A 12,999-nucleotide genomic window follows, 5' to 3' on the forward strand; every position below is an offset into this window, starting at 1 on the left:
GGTCTGTCAGGCGGCGGCTGCGAGCCCGCCCATGAAGGTCTCGAGCCGTGCGGCGTCTTCCCTGGACACCACCAGCCCGCGCTTGGTGCGCCGCCATAGCACGTCCTCGGCGGTCTTCGCCCATTCGTGCGCCATGAGATAGCAGATCTCGGCCTCGTAGAGGTCGGCGCCGAAATGCCGTCCAAGATCCTCGATAGACTTCGCCGAGCCAAGGATCGTGCGCGCCCGCGTGCCGTAGAGCCGGGTCAGCCGCCGTGAATGCGCCTTTGCCAGGAACGGAAAGTCGTCGCTCAGCTTGCGCACGGTTGCGTCGAATGTGCCGACCGCGAAATCCCCGCCAGGCAGCGCCGCCCTTTCGGTCCAAGGCCGCCCCTTGGCGCCGATCAGCCCCTCGATCTTCGCCAGCGTGGATTCGGCGAGCCGCCTGTAGGTGGTGATCTTGCCGCCGAAGATGTTGATCAGCGGAGCGCCATCCGTATCGGCCTTCAGCACATAGTCGCGCGTCGCCTCCTGCGCCTTCGACGCGCCGTCGTCATAGAGCGGGCGCACGCCCGAGAACGTCCAGACGATGTCCGCGCGCCGCACCGGCTCTGCGAAATACTCGCTCGCCGAAGCGATCAGATAGTCGATCTCCGCCTCGGTGATCGCAACCTCCTTGGGGTCGTCCTGATAGTCCTGATCGGTCGTCCCGATCATGGTGAAGTCGTCATGATAGGGAATGGCGAAGATGATCCGCCCGTCCGCATTCTGGAAGAAATAGGCGCGCGGATCGTCGAACTTCTTCTTCACCACGATGTGGCTGCCCTGCACCAGCCGCACATTGTGGACGTCGCCGCGGCCGACCGTCTCGCCCAGCACATGGTCGACCCACGGGCCGCCGGCATTGACGAGAAGCCGCGCCCGCACCGTCTCGCGCGTGCCCGTCGTCTGGTCCTCGATCTCCACCGACCAGACGTCGTTTTGCCTCCTGGCCGAAACGACCTTGGTGCGCGTGCGGATCACAGCGCCCTTGTCGGCCGCGTCGCGGGCGTTGAGCACGACGAGCCGCGCATCGTCGACGCCGCAATCCGAATATTCGAACGCCTTCGAAAAGATCGGCTTAAGCGGCCGTCCGGCCGGATCGGCCCTCATGTCGAGGACGCGCGTTTTCGGCAAAAGCTTTCGCCCGCCAATGTGGTCGTAGAGGAAAAGCCCCAGCCGCAGAAGCCAGGCCGGGCGAAGACCCTTGTGGTGCGGCAGCACGAAGCGCATCGGCCAGATGATGTGCGGCGCGTTCTTCCACAGAACCTCGCGCTCCTCCAGCGCCTCGCGCACGAGTCGAAATTCGTAATGCTCGAGATAGCGCAGCCCGCCATGAATCAGCTTGGTCGACCAGGACGAGGTGCCGCTCGCAAGGTCGTTCATCTCGGCCAGGAACACCGAATAACCGCGCCCGACGGCGTCCCGCGCGATGCCGCAGCCATTGATGCCGCCGCCGATGATGAAAATGTCGTGGATCGTCTCGTCAGGCACGTCGAATATCCGATTTCGAAATCAAACGAAATCTAAACGAAACTTCATCGAAATCCAAGCGCTGGCAGTGCCTCAGCGCGTCGTTTCCACCAACTGCACGCCCGCTTCCTTGCATACCCGCCTGATCTCGGCGCTGGGACAGCGGTCGGTGACGAAGCTCGAAACCTGCGACAGGTGCGCGATCCGCACCGGCGCGGTGCGCTCGAACTTGGTCGAATCGGCGACGAGGATGACGTGCCTTGCATTGGCGATGATCGCCTGCGCGACTTTCACTTCGCGAAAGTCGAAATCGAGCAGCGCGCCATCCTCGTCGATCGCCGAGGCGCCGATCACCGCATAGTCGGCCTTGAACTGGCGGAAGAAGTCGACCGCCGCCTCGCCAACCACACCCCCGTCCGAGCCGCGCACCACACCTCCCGCGATTACCACCTCGATCGACGGCTGCACCCGCATCCGGTTGGCGACGTTGATGTTGTTGGTGATGACCATCAGCCCCTTGTGGTCGCCCAGCGCCTCGCTGACGGCCTCGGTCGTGGTGCCGATGTTGATGAAGAGAGAAGCGTTATCGGGCACGAGCGCCGCCGCTGCCCGGCCGATCGCCTGTTTCTCGTCGGCCGCGATGCGCCGCCGCGCCTCATATTCCATGTTCTCGATGCCAGACGGAATCACCGCGCCGCCATGGACGCGCGCGAGAAGTCGCTTGTCGCAAAGCTCGTTCAGATCCTTGCGGATCGTCTGCGGCGAAACGTCGAAGCGAAGCGCAAGATCGTCGACAAGGACACGTCCGCTGTCCTTGGCGAGTTGCACGATTTCGGCATGGCGCGGAAGAAGGAACATGGAAGCCGTCTGCTTTCGTTTTCGCTCCTTCTAATGCAAATCGAAAGCCGATGCATCTATTTCGAAAAACGATACTCGGTCACTTGCTCGTAGGTCTCGCCCGGCCGCAAGTCCGCCTGCGGGAAATCCGGGTTATTTGGCGCGTCCGGCCAGACCTGGGGCTCGAGGCAGAGACCGGCAAACGCGCCGTAGTTGCGTCCGCCGAGCCCGCCATCCACGGCTAGCTTGTGCCCCGCATAGAATTGCACGCCCGGTTCGCTCGTCCAAACTTCCATCGCTACGCCCGATCGCGCGCCTTCTAGGCGAACCACTCGCGTCAACGAACGCCTGCCATCGGCAAGGCACCAATTGTGGTCGTAGGCGAACTGCGCACCGTCCTCGTTCCACGCAATCTCGCGCATCCTTCTGAAGTCGAACGGCGTTCCAGCCACATCGAGCGTTCCGCCGGTCGGAATCCATTCGCCATCGACCGGCACATAATTGTCTGCGTCGATCATCAACCGATGGCCGAGCACGTCGCCCGCCCCGCCATCGTCGAGATTGAAATAGGAGTGATGCGCAAGATTGCAGAGCGTCGGCGCATCGGTTCGCGCCGTCAGCCTCACTTTCAGCGCGCCATCCTCAAGCGTGTAAAGACATTCGATGTCGAGATTGCCGGGAAACCCCATTTCGCCGTCCCGGTCGGCGAGCGTCAGCCGCACGAAATCCGATCCCATGTCCGCGATCGTCCAGATCCGTTTGCCGATCCCCAAGATGCCGCCATGAAGCAGATGCTTTCCGAGGAAATTGGTATCGACCTGCACCGGCCGGCCGTCGAGTTCGAACCGGCCATGCCTGATCCGGTTGGCATAGCGCCCAGCGGTCGCGCCGAAGAAGGGCGAGCGCGCGGGGTAGTCCTCGAAGCGCTCGAAGCCGAGCACGAGCGGCGGCTCGTGGCCATCAAGGCGCAGATCCTGCATCACCGCGCCCCATGTCAGCACATGCGCGGTCAGCCCGCCGCCGGCGATGCGAATGCGCTGGACCGTCTCGCCAGCAGCGGTCCGACCGAATTCCTCGATGCTCATGCGGCACCGATCGCGCCGATTTCGTCGATCAGCGCCTCATCGACCGAAATGCCCTCGGCAGTGAGTTTCTTGCGCAGCGCGATACGACGATGTCCCGGCACGCGCGCGCCGTCACTGCCTGCGATCTGGTCCGCCATCTGCGCAAACCGGACCATTGCATGGCTTCCGAATACGCCCGGATCGATGGCGATGATCGCCTGTCCCGTGCCCGGCGGATCGCCCGCGGCGTCGAAGAACGACGTCTGCTCATATCCGTAATTCGCGCCGGTGAGCCCGGCGCAGAGCAGCTCGACCATCAGCGCAAGCGCCGTTCCCTTGGCATTGCCGAGCGGGATCATCGTGCCGGCGAGCGCAGCCTTGGCGTCGGTCGTCGGATTGCCGTCCACGTCGAGCGCCCAGCCTTCGGGAATGGACTGCCCTTTCTGGTTTGCGGCCATGATCTTGCCGCGCGCGACCTTGGATAGCGAGACGTCGACGACGATCGGATCGCCGCCCTCCGTCGGACAGGAAAACGCAATCGGATCGGTTCCAAAGAGCGGCCGACGCCCACCCCACGGCGCCATCGCCGCCGGCGCATTGGCGAACATCAGCGCCACAAGCCCGCGCTCGGCCAGCGCCTCGACGGCGAGCCCCGCAACGCCGGCATGGTGCGAGCGATGGATGCCGGCAATCGCGACGCCTTGCGCCGGCGCCATCTCGGCCAGTTGCTCGCCGGCCATTTCCAGCGCCGGATAGGCAAAGCCGAACCCGGCATCGATCCGCACCGCGCCGGGCCGGACGCGCTCGGCACGCGGCACCGCATGGCCCTTGACCTTGCCGGCACGCGCCTGCGCCGCATAGGCCGGAACGCGCCTCAAACCGTGCCCGCCCTGCCCAACGAGCTCGGCGCTCACCAACGCCCGCGCGACAGCGTCGGCATTGTCGACCGACGTTTCGCACGCCGTCAGCACGGCGGCGATCAGCGCATGCGCCTCACCCACCGTCAGAACCCGTTCGCTCATGCCTGCTTCTCCAGATGCGCGATCACGAGTTCCGCGATCATGTCGGAGACACGCACATTCGATTCTTCCGTCACGCCCGCGATATGCGGCGTCAGCACGAGATTGGGAAGCCCCCTGAACTTCGCGCCGTCCGCCGCCGTCAACGGTTCGCTTTCGAACACGTCGAGCGCGGCTCCGCCAAGCCTTCCATCACGCAGCGCGTCGGCAAGCGCCGCCTCGTCGACGACCCCGCCCCGCGCGGCATTGATCAGCACCGCGTCGCGCTTCATCAGCCCGAGCCGCCGCGCGTCGATCATGTGCCGCGTCGCCTCGGTCAACGGCACGTGCAGCGAAACGACGTCGGCAAGTTCCATCAGGCCGTCGAGCGCGACATTGCGCGCGATCTGCCAGGCAGGGTGCCCCGCGTCCAGGTGCGGATCGTAGGCGAGTAGCCTCATGCCGTAGTCATGCGCCCGCCATGCAACTTCCTGCGCGATCGCGCCGAAGCCGATCAGGCCGAGCGTCTTGCCGGCAAGTTCGCGCCCCATCATCTTCTGGCGCGGCCACGCGCCCTCCGCCACCGCATCGCTCGATTGATAGGCCTGGCGCAAAAGCAGCATCGCATTGGCGATGACATATTCGGCAACCGCCAGATTGTTCGCCCCCGTCGCCGGGTGCACCGCGATCCCGCGCGCCGAACATGCCTCCACGTCGATATTGTCGAGCCCGACGCCCAGCCGCCCGACGATTTCCAGTTTCCCCGCGCTCTCCAGAAGCGCGCCGCGCACCTGCGTGCGGTTGCGCACGATCAGCGCGCGCGCCGGCCGAACCAGGTCGGTGAGCCTTTCCGGATCATCCACCAGCTTCGGGTCGTAGAGCGTGTCGAACCGCGCGGTCAGCCGCGCGACCGCTGCCTCGTCCATGAATTCGCTGATGACGATGTCGGCCATGTCACGCGCTGCGATAAAGCTTCGTCATCGAGAACTCGCGGTGCCCGAGCGCCTCGGCCGCCGTGTTGCGCCCGTTCGCCGTGCGCACGATCATGTCGATCAGGGCGTCGCCCGCCTCGTCGATCGTCATCTCGCGCCGCAATATGCCCGACACGTCGACATCGACATGCTCGCCCATCGTGCGCACGGTGCGAGGATTGGCGGTGATCTTGATAACGGGCACGATCGGATTGCCGATCACGTTGCCCTGACCCGTTGGAAATGTGTGGATCACATACCCGCCCGCCGCCATCAGCGTCACGCATTCGGCCGCGGCCGACGAAGAATCCATGAAATAGAGCCCGTTGCCCGATTTCGGCATCTCGGCAGGCTCCAGAATGTCGATATATTTCGACGTCCGGCCAATCTTCTCGAGGTTGCCGAGCGCCTTTTCCTCGATCGTCGTCAACCCGCCTTCGATATTGCCCTTGGTCGGCTGGCTTTCGGACAGATCGTCGGTCTTGAACTGCTCGATGACGTCGTCCTGATAGGCCTTCCACATCCTGTACCAGCGCTCGCCGACTTCCGGGTTGATCGCGCGCGCCTTGGCGATGTGCTCCGCGCCGGTGATCTCGGACGTCTCGCCAAAGCAGCCATAGATGCCTTCGGGCAGGAGCTTGTCATACATGTTGCCGACGGTCGGGCACGAGCCGAGCCCGGTCGTCGTGTCGCTCTCGCCGCATTTGGTCGAGACCCACAATTCCGAGATCGAGCATTCCTCGCGCTGCAGCTCGGTGGCGTAGTGGACGAACTCCTTCGCCTTGCGGCTGGCGTCCATAATTGTCTTCAGGTCGCCATTCTGCTCGATGGAAAAGCCCGCCACCGGCTTGCCGGTCTCCGCTATGCCGTCGACGATCTTCTTCGTCCAGCCCGGTTCGATGCCGATGACGACGACGGCGGCGACGTTCGGGTTCGCGCCGGTACCGATCATGGTGCGGAAATGCAGCTCCAGGTCCTCGCCGAACTGCAGCCGCCCATAGGCATGCGGCAGCGCCATCGTGCCCTTGATGTTGTTGGCGACCGCCTCGCAGGCGGCGTTGGAAATGTCGTCGACCGGCAGGATGATGACATGGTTGCGCACGCCCACGCGCCCATTGTCGCGCCGATAGGCCTTGATCGTCCGGTTCGAATATTTCGACGCCATGGGTCGGCTCCTACCAGCGCTTGGTCTTGAGATTGTGGACATGGACGTGGCCGCCCTTGGCGACGTCGGCGACGAACCTGCCGATGTCCTCGCCATACTTGATTGCCGTGTCGCCGCTCTTGATGTCGGCAAGCGCGACCTTGTGGCCGATCGGCACGTCGGCCTTGGCTTCCAGCTCGAAGCTGGAATTGTCCTGCGTGACGACGCCGAGCATCTTCGTGCCCGCCGTCAGCCCTTCCACGACGACGACGCCGACATTGTCCTTGTGCTCGTGAACAAGCAGATGGGGAATCGCCATCCTGACCTCCGCAAAACCTCAAAGCCACGCTGGCGGTGCAGCGATAGCTCTTGTATAAGATAAAAGACCAGCGACGCAATCGGGAAACGGCGGGCGACCGGGCAAACGAGAGTTCATTTCGCGGAGAAGAGTGTGACCAGCGCACGGATGGAAGAATCAGACGGCGATTTCCAGGAAGAGCGCTTCCGCGCCGAGCGAGCCGGCAAGCTCGGCTACCAGCCGCTCTACAAGCGCGTGAAGGCGCTGCTCGTCGCCCGCATCGCCGACGGCCGCTGGCAGGCCGGCCAGTCCATCCCCAACGAGTTCCAGATTGCCGAGGAACTGAACGTATCCCAAGGCACGGTGCGCAAGGCCTTGCACGAGATGACGCTCGACAATCTGCTTGTGCGCCGGCAGGGGCGCGGCACCTTCGTCACATCCTATGATGACGAGCGCATCCTGTTCCAGTTCTTCAAGCTGACCCCCGACGAGGGCAGCCGGGAGTTTCCCGACTCGACGGTCCTCTCGCTCGAGAGTGGCGACGCCAACGCGGCCGAGGCCGATGCGCTTGCCATTCCCGCCGGTAACCCCGTCTGGCGTCTCATCCGCCGCCGTACGCTTGGCGAGAAGCCGCTGATCATCGAGCGCATCGTCCTACCGGCCGAGCACTTCCCCGAACTCGACCGTTTCGAGACCATCCCCAACAATGTCTACGGCCTCTATTCCACCCGCTACGGCATCACCGTTGCCCGTGCGGTCGAGCGGCTCAAGGCAGTCGGCGCCGACGCCCACGACGCGCGCCATCTCGACTGCCCCTTCGGCATGCCACTCCTGGAAGTCGACCGCCGCGCCGTCGGCCTCGACGACCGCATCGTCGAATGGCGCATCTCCCGCTGCCTCACCGAAGCGCATCACTATCTGTCGGATCTGAAGTAGCTTGCCGCCCGCAGCACGCATTGAACGTAACTACATAATGTGCTTACATGACTTTTGAATGGGATGAGGCGAAGAACCGGACAAACATCGCCAAGCATGGGCTGAGTTTTGCAACCGCCTGTCGAATCTTCGAAGGTCCCGTCCTGACGGCAATCGATGACCGGTTCGAATATGGCGAAGTTCGCCGCAACAGCATCGGCGCGATCGAAGGCGTGTTCGTGCTCGTGGTGACCCACACCGACCGGAATGGCACAACCCGCATCATCTCCGCGCGCCCCGCCAAGCGCGTCGAAAGGAACACCTATGAAGAAGCGCTACGACAGGGAATTGACCCTTGAGCAACTGGCCGCCCTGCCGGACGACCAGATCGACACCAGCGACATTCCCGAACTGGACGAGAACTTCTGGAAGAATGCGAAGCTGGTCGAGCCCGACACGACGCAGCAAGTGACTTTGCGTGTGAAGAAGTCCGTCCTCGATGCCTTCAAGGCGACGGGCAAGGGTTACCAGACCCGCATGAATGCCGTGCTGGAGACCTACGTCCGCACCTTGCACAAGCAGCGCTAGACCGCAGCGATCACGCCACCTGACGGTCGCGCCAGCCATCCGCAAACTCCACCGCCTGCCCCGTGCGCGCGGAAAGCTCCGCCGCCGCGCCCATCTCGACCGATCGCAGCCCGTCCTCGAGCGACACCTGCGGCTCGCCGCCTTCCAGCACCATCTGCCGGAACAACCGGTGCTGGTAGAAGGTCGAGCCGTGATGGTCGCCGGCGGCGAGGATTTCCGGGTCGACCTCGATCACACGCCGCTCAGGCCCCTTCGGCTCGCGCGGCGAAATGACGATCTCCGCCGCCCGTTCGCCCGCGCCCGGCCAGAACCGCGCCGGTCCGGGCACAAAGGCCTCGATCTTGGCCGCGGAGCCCATCGCCGAGACGTGTTCCTGGAACCAGCTTCCTTCCGAAAACATGCAAAGTTCGAGCATCGCCCGCATGCCGTTGGCGAAATCGACGATCACATAGGCATTGTCGAGGATGTCCGGCGCGCGGCCGTCATAGGCCTCGTCCTTGTGGTTCACATCCTGCGCGCCGGACGCGAAGATCCGCACCGGCTCCGATTGCGTGACGAGCCGCATCAGGTCGAAGAAATGGCAGCATTTCTCCACCAGCGTGCCGCCTGTCTCCGCCGAAAAGCGGTTCCAGTGGCCGACTTTGTGGAGGAAGGGAAAGCGGTGTTCACGGATCGTCAGCATCTTGGTCTCGCCGATCGTCCCGGCGCGGATTTCCTCGATCATGCGCGCGATCGGCGGCATGTAGCGATATTCCATCGCCACCCATACCGGAGCCTTGCGGCTGGCGGCCACTGACAGGATGTGCCGGCTCGCCTCGGCAGTCGAGCAGAGCGGCTTTTCGACGAGGATCGGCAAGTCTGCCGGCATGACATCGAGCAGGATGTCGTGATGGGTCTGGTTGGGACTGGCGATGAGGAGCACATCCGCGAGCTGCGCATCCATCAGCGCACGATGATCGGCGAACTGCCGCGCCCCTCCGGCAAGCGCCGATGCACGTTCGCGCATGCTCTCGTCCGGATCGCTGACGGCGACGATTTCCGTATCGGGCAAGAGCATGATGTTGCGAATATGCTCCTGCCCCATCATGCCCGAACCGATGATCGCGTAGCGCAGTCTGGCCATGTGTTTACCCTTCAGAATTCGAGAACCGGAAGGCCTATCTCGGCCGCGAGTGCCCGCAGCGCCGGCCGGTGATCGCCGTAGACGAGACTCAAATGATGCTCGAGTCCGGCCCCGATGATCGTCTCGGCGACGGTTTCGATTGCTGCGTCGAAGGCGAGCACGCCTGCCGTGCCGGAAAAGGCGAGCGGTCGGCGCTGCATCTGCCCGCCTGCGATCACCATCGTCGGATGCCCGCGCGCCTGGCTGATCCGGGCAAAGGTGACGCGGCCGGGCTTCAGCGGGAACTCGAAGAGCAGCGGCATCTTGCGGTTGGAATGGATCGCAGCCTTCGCGATCACCGTCTCGTCGCGCATCGAAACCGGCGCCTGCCCGCAGTGCCAGACCACGGCGGTGCCGTCCTCAGCGTCCAGGTCGACGAGATCAACGAGAAACGCCGCCTCGCCGGTCATCTCTTGGAGGAAAAGGTTCGTCAGCGCGCCATGGACGTCGGCCTCGCAGGCGCACGGCACGCGCCGCTCCCCCATCATGCCGACCGGCCCACAGACCGCGCCGCCATATTGCGTGAACATCTCCGGCCAGCAGCGCACCGCAAAGGCCGAATAGCCGCCTGTCGCGCGCACGTCTTCCAGCGCGGCGCGCAAGCGTAGCGAGCGGTCCAGTTGGTCCTGATCGACCGTGTCGAGATCACCGAGCGTCGCCCCCGCCTCCGCGCGCGCCTCGCCGACGGCGCCCGCGTCCGCATTCCGCGCGGCGTCGAACAGCGCGTCGAGCGCGATTGGCTCTACCGAGACTCCGGCTAGGCTTTCCAGCCGCTCCGAATCATAGTCGCAGGTGAAGAACCCGTCCGGCCGCTCGCCGATCCGCCCGATCCGGCTGCCGGCGATGCGTGCCAGGAGCGCCCGCGCGCCGGCCCTCTCGACTTCGCCCGCTTCTGCCGGAGCAAGCGGCAGCGCGTTCGCCTGCCGGTTCCCGGCAAGAAGATCGCCGGCCAAGGCACCGACATCCGTCGTCGCGGGGTCCGCATGGACCCAGCCGAACGCAACGTCGTTCAGGCCCAGCGCGTGCGCCGCGAGATTGAGTCCGCAAAATGCGTTGAGCCGCAGCCGCCCGCCGGTCCGCGGCTCGGGAAGCGACCAGATCGCGAGCGGCGCATCCGCTTCATCGGCAATCTTCACAGTCATCGTCGCATCGGTGAAAGTCACCTGCACGATAAGCAGGAGATCGAGCGGCTCGCCCGTCATCGCAGCGAGCGCGGCCTCGGTCGCCGGCGCGTCGAACAGCAGCGCATCGCCGCTAACAAGATCGTGCCCTGCAGCCAAAAGCCCGCGCCTCAGCTTGCCGTAGAGCGCTTCGGCATAAGGCACGTCGAAGGTCGCACGCGCCAGCGGCAACAGCCCGATCCGTGCCATCATCCGCCTCCCATGCCGGGATAGGCCATTCCCTCATAAGAATGCCGGAACGAAGCATCCGCATGGGCAATCTCGGCCCTGCCGCCATAAAGCGGCGTGTCGAACCACGGCGTCGCGCCTTGATCCGTCAGCGCATTGATCCGCTTCACATAGGGCAGGCTCGTCTGCCGCAGGCCGGCGCGGATCGCCTCCCAATCCGGAAACGCCTTGAACGGTTCGGACCAGATCGCTCGACCCGCCAGATAGCCTGACGCACCGGCCGCGTAGGCGTGCTTCAACACCGCCTCGAACTCCGCCATGCCGGCGCCCGCCGAAAGCATCACCCAGGGGCGGCGGGCGATCCGGCCCATTTCATCGAAGAGTTTCTGCGTCGCGCCGCCCGACCCGTCGCCGATACCCTTGGCCGGCACCGGACTTTCCAGCTTGAAGATATCGATGCCAAAGGCCGGGTCGGCGAAACGCCGCACGCTTTCCAGCACGTTGTCGGCCTGTTTCGCCGCCATCTCGACATAGTCCGTCGTCTGGTCCGCCTCGCCGGGCAGCGGATAGACGAGCAGTTCGAAAAGATAGGGAATGTCATAGACTTGGCAGGCTTCGCCGATTCTTTTCGCGAAGTCTTCCTGTGCCTGGCAATTGGCGCGATCGGCATCCGGCCGATACCATGCCAGCACCTTCACCGCGTCGCCGCCGGCGCGCTTTATCTTTTCGACCGACCAGTCGTCGATCTCGCCCGAAAGCCGCCCCGTCTCCGTCTCTTGGAAAATCGAATCCTCCAGCGTCACGATCATGCCCTTGGCTGGCGAAGAGACGGAAAGCCCGCGCGGCAGCGCGAAATGCGGGTCCATCAGCACCGCCGAGGTCTCCGCCTGCAACTCCTCCACCAGCATCAGCTTGAAGCGGGCCACGTCCTCATAGGGCGCTTCAGCGGTGCCACGCATCGCCTTGATCAGTTTCTTGATCGGCGGGCGCTGGTCGACGGCCAGCATCTTGAACCGCCCGTTGTCGTCGGCGAGCCGCCGCAGGCCCCACAGCTTGCCGGCCGAAAGTGACGTCATGCCTGCGATCCTTCGCATCTGTTCAGGAATTGATCGAGTTCGACGCGGGTCGGAATTCCCGCTCGCCCGCCGAACCGGGTGCATTTCAGCGCCGCCGCCGCCGAGGCAAAGCGTATCGCCGCGCGCGTTTCCATGCCTTCGGCAAGCGCCACGGTCAGCGCGCCATGCCACACGTCGCCGGCGCCGAGCGTGTCGACGACATCGACCGCGTAGGCCGGTTCATGCGCGATCGCATCGCCCTCGAAGAACAGCGTTCCCTCCGCGCCGATCGTGACGGAAAGATGCGCGGCACACCGTTCGCGCAGGCGCGTCAGCCCGGCGCGCGGATCGGCCGTTCCCGTCATCTCGCGCAGCGCCTGCGCCGACAGCGCGACATGGCTCGCAGCGTCCAGAAGGCTCGCATCGAAGGGCGGCCGGTCGACGTCGAGCACGGCCGGCAGGCCCGCGCCGCGCGCAAGATCGAAGAGATGCCGCGCGCCCTCCTCCCAACGAATGTCGCCCATCACCGCGCCCGTTCCGGCCGGCAGTTCGTCCGGCAGCCAGTCCGTCGCTGTCGGGATCGACCAGTCGCCGTAATTGACGATCATCCGCTCTCCCGCATCGTCGACATAGACCGAGGAGAGCGGCGAGCGATGCCCTGCAAAGCGGCGCAGACCGGCGCAATCGACGCCTTCGGCCGCAAGTCCCTCCCCGATCTGTCCTGCCACGACATCGTCGCCGATGCGCCCGATCATATGCGCGCTGTGGCCAAGCCGCGCCGCCGTTACCGCCGCATTGGCGGCCAGCCCGCCACCGACGATCTGCAAGTCGCGCGCCCGGTATTTTTCGGCGCGGTCAGGGAGACGGTCGACCAGGAAGATATAGTCGACGACCGCGATACCGATGAAGAAGATGTCGCTCATGCACTCGTATCGCAATATTGGGGCATCGCAATGTGCCGCCGGAACCGGCGCAATGCGCGGCTGGGCACGCCCTTTAGATGACTGGACGGTAACAGGTCTTGTATCTTTTACAAGACATGGCATGATCCGCCTCGATCGATGCTCTTGGATGGCATCGCACCTTACGCATATGGTCCCGCCAAGAGGATCGTCTGGGAGGTCAAA

The 12,999-nt window shown here is 64.6% G+C and carries 14 protein-coding genes; 3 read left to right on the forward strand and 11 right to left on the reverse strand.

Features of this window, described 5'->3' with window-relative positions; all coding sequences use genetic code 11:
- Window positions 1–6: 6 nt before the first annotated feature.
- From glpD to GTK01_RS15690, 7 genes are all read right to left on the reverse strand, one after another.
- Window positions 7–1,512 (reverse strand): glycerol-3-phosphate dehydrogenase, encoded by a 1,506-nt coding sequence (gene glpD, locus GTK01_RS15660; RefSeq protein ID WP_252927658.1) that lies wholly within the window; start codon window positions 1,510–1,512, stop codon window positions 7–9.
- 72 nt (window positions 1,513–1,584) lie between these two features.
- On the reverse strand, window positions 1,585–2,349 hold the full coding sequence (locus GTK01_RS15665) for a DeoR/GlpR family DNA-binding transcription regulator (RefSeq protein WP_252927660.1): 765 nt from the start codon (window positions 2,347–2,349) through the stop codon (window positions 1,585–1,587).
- A 56-nt stretch (window positions 2,350–2,405) separates the two neighbouring features.
- On the reverse strand, window positions 2,406–3,413 hold the full coding sequence (locus GTK01_RS15670; protein ID WP_252927662.1) for an aldose epimerase family protein: 1,008 nt from the start codon (window positions 3,411–3,413) through the stop codon (window positions 2,406–2,408).
- Window positions 3,410–4,414: an Ldh family oxidoreductase gene (locus GTK01_RS15675; RefSeq protein ID WP_252927664.1), complete on the reverse strand. Its 1,005-nt coding sequence runs from the start codon at window positions 4,412–4,414 to the stop codon at window positions 3,410–3,412. The genes GTK01_RS15670 and GTK01_RS15675 overlap by 4 nt, the downstream gene beginning before the upstream one ends.
- The gene (locus tag GTK01_RS15680; protein WP_252927666.1) at window positions 4,411–5,343 is read right to left on the reverse strand and encodes a hydroxyacid dehydrogenase; all 933 of its coding nucleotides are present in this window, start codon (window positions 5,341–5,343) and stop codon (window positions 4,411–4,413) included. The genes GTK01_RS15675 and GTK01_RS15680 overlap by 4 nt, the downstream gene beginning before the upstream one ends.
- 1 nt (window position 5,344) lies before the next feature.
- Window positions 5,345–6,526, reverse strand: a complete 1,182-nt coding sequence (locus GTK01_RS15685; protein WP_252927668.1) for a UxaA family hydrolase — start codon at window positions 6,524–6,526, stop codon at window positions 5,345–5,347.
- 10 nt (window positions 6,527–6,536) lie between these two features.
- Window positions 6,537–6,824 carry a UxaA family hydrolase gene (locus GTK01_RS15690; RefSeq protein ID WP_252927670.1) on the reverse strand — a complete coding sequence of 96 codons (288 nt, stop codon included), beginning with the start codon at window positions 6,822–6,824 and terminating at the stop codon, window positions 6,537–6,539.
- A gap of 132 nt (window positions 6,825–6,956) precedes the next feature.
- Here GTK01_RS15690 and GTK01_RS15695 point away from each other — a divergent pair, with 132 nt between their 5' ends.
- The 3 genes from GTK01_RS15695 to GTK01_RS15705 are packed head-to-tail and all read left to right on the forward strand — an operon-like array spanning window position 6,957 to window position 8,306.
- Entirely contained in the window at window positions 6,957–7,739 is a 783-nt protein-coding gene (locus GTK01_RS15695; protein ID WP_252927672.1) for a UTRA domain-containing protein, read from the forward strand.
- A 47-nt stretch (window positions 7,740–7,786) separates the two neighbouring features.
- Complete coding sequence (locus GTK01_RS15700) at window positions 7,787–8,077, forward strand: BrnT family toxin (RefSeq protein WP_252927675.1); 291 nt, start codon at window positions 7,787–7,789, stop codon at window positions 8,075–8,077.
- The gene (locus GTK01_RS15705; RefSeq protein ID WP_252927677.1) at window positions 8,043–8,306 is read left to right on the forward strand and encodes a BrnA antitoxin family protein; all 264 of its coding nucleotides are present in this window, start codon (window positions 8,043–8,045) and stop codon (window positions 8,304–8,306) included. Before GTK01_RS15700 ends, GTK01_RS15705 begins: the two co-directional genes overlap by 35 nt.
- 10 nt (window positions 8,307–8,316) lie before the next feature.
- On the opposite strand, the gene GTK01_RS15710 is transcribed toward GTK01_RS15705, so the two are convergent.
- From GTK01_RS15710 to GTK01_RS15725, 4 genes are read right to left on the reverse strand one after another with little or no spacing between them, the layout of a single operon-like run.
- Entirely contained in the window at window positions 8,317–9,429 is a 1,113-nt protein-coding gene (locus GTK01_RS15710) for a Gfo/Idh/MocA family protein (RefSeq protein WP_252927679.1), read from the reverse strand.
- A gap of 11 nt (window positions 9,430–9,440) precedes the next feature.
- Complete coding sequence (locus tag GTK01_RS15715; RefSeq protein ID WP_252927680.1) at window positions 9,441–10,838, reverse strand: L-fucose/L-arabinose isomerase family protein; 1,398 nt, start codon at window positions 10,836–10,838, stop codon at window positions 9,441–9,443.
- Complete coding sequence (locus GTK01_RS15720; RefSeq protein WP_252927682.1) at window positions 10,838–11,893, reverse strand: tagatose 1,6-diphosphate aldolase; 1,056 nt, start codon at window positions 11,891–11,893, stop codon at window positions 10,838–10,840. Before GTK01_RS15720 ends, GTK01_RS15715 begins: the two co-directional genes overlap by 1 nt.
- A complete protein-coding gene (locus tag GTK01_RS15725) occupies window positions 11,890–12,795 on the reverse strand; it encodes a PfkB family carbohydrate kinase (protein WP_252927684.1) in 906 nt (301 codons plus the stop codon). The genes GTK01_RS15720 and GTK01_RS15725 overlap by 4 nt, the downstream gene beginning before the upstream one ends.
- Between the last annotated feature and the right edge of the window lie 204 nt (window positions 12,796–12,999).

It is taken from the genome of Aliihoeflea sp. 40Bstr573, from assembly GCF_024105655.1.
GTDB lineage: Bacteria > Pseudomonadota > Alphaproteobacteria > Rhizobiales > Rhizobiaceae > Aliihoeflea.

Coding starts and splice junctions, on each gene's coding strand:
- GTK01_RS15715 (WP_252927680.1), bottom strand. CDS start 10,838: ATGGCACGGATCGGGCTGTTGCCGCTGGCGCGTGCGACCTTCGACGTG.
- GTK01_RS15720 (WP_252927682.1), bottom strand. CDS start 11,893: ATGACGTCACTTTCGGCCGGCAAGCTGTGGGGCCTGCGGCGGCTCGCC.
- GTK01_RS15665 (WP_252927660.1), bottom strand. CDS start 2,349: ATGTTCCTTCTTCCGCGCCATGCCGAAATCGTGCAACTCGCCAAGGAC.
- GTK01_RS15710 (WP_252927679.1), bottom strand. CDS start 9,429: ATGGCCAGACTGCGCTACGCGATCATCGGTTCGGGCATGATGGGGCAG.
- GTK01_RS15675 (WP_252927664.1), bottom strand. CDS start 4,414: ATGAGCGAACGGGTTCTGACGGTGGGTGAGGCGCATGCGCTGATCGCC.
- GTK01_RS15725 (WP_252927684.1), bottom strand. CDS start 12,795: ATGAGCGACATCTTCTTCATCGGTATCGCGGTCGTCGACTATATCTTC.
- GTK01_RS15680 (WP_252927666.1), bottom strand. CDS start 5,343: ATGGCCGACATCGTCATCAGCGAATTCATGGACGAGGCAGCGGTCGCG.
- GTK01_RS15685 (WP_252927668.1), bottom strand. CDS start 6,526: ATGGCGTCGAAATATTCGAACCGGACGATCAAGGCCTATCGGCGCGAC.
- GTK01_RS15705 (WP_252927677.1), top strand. CDS start 8,043: ATGAAGAAGCGCTACGACAGGGAATTGACCCTTGAGCAACTGGCCGCC.
- GTK01_RS15690 (WP_252927670.1), bottom strand. CDS start 6,824: ATGGCGATTCCCCATCTGCTTGTTCACGAGCACAAGGACAATGTCGGC.
- GTK01_RS15700 (WP_252927675.1), top strand. CDS start 7,787: ATGACTTTTGAATGGGATGAGGCGAAGAACCGGACAAACATCGCCAAG.
- GTK01_RS15670 (WP_252927662.1), bottom strand. CDS start 3,413: ATGAGCATCGAGGAATTCGGTCGGACCGCTGCTGGCGAGACGGTCCAG.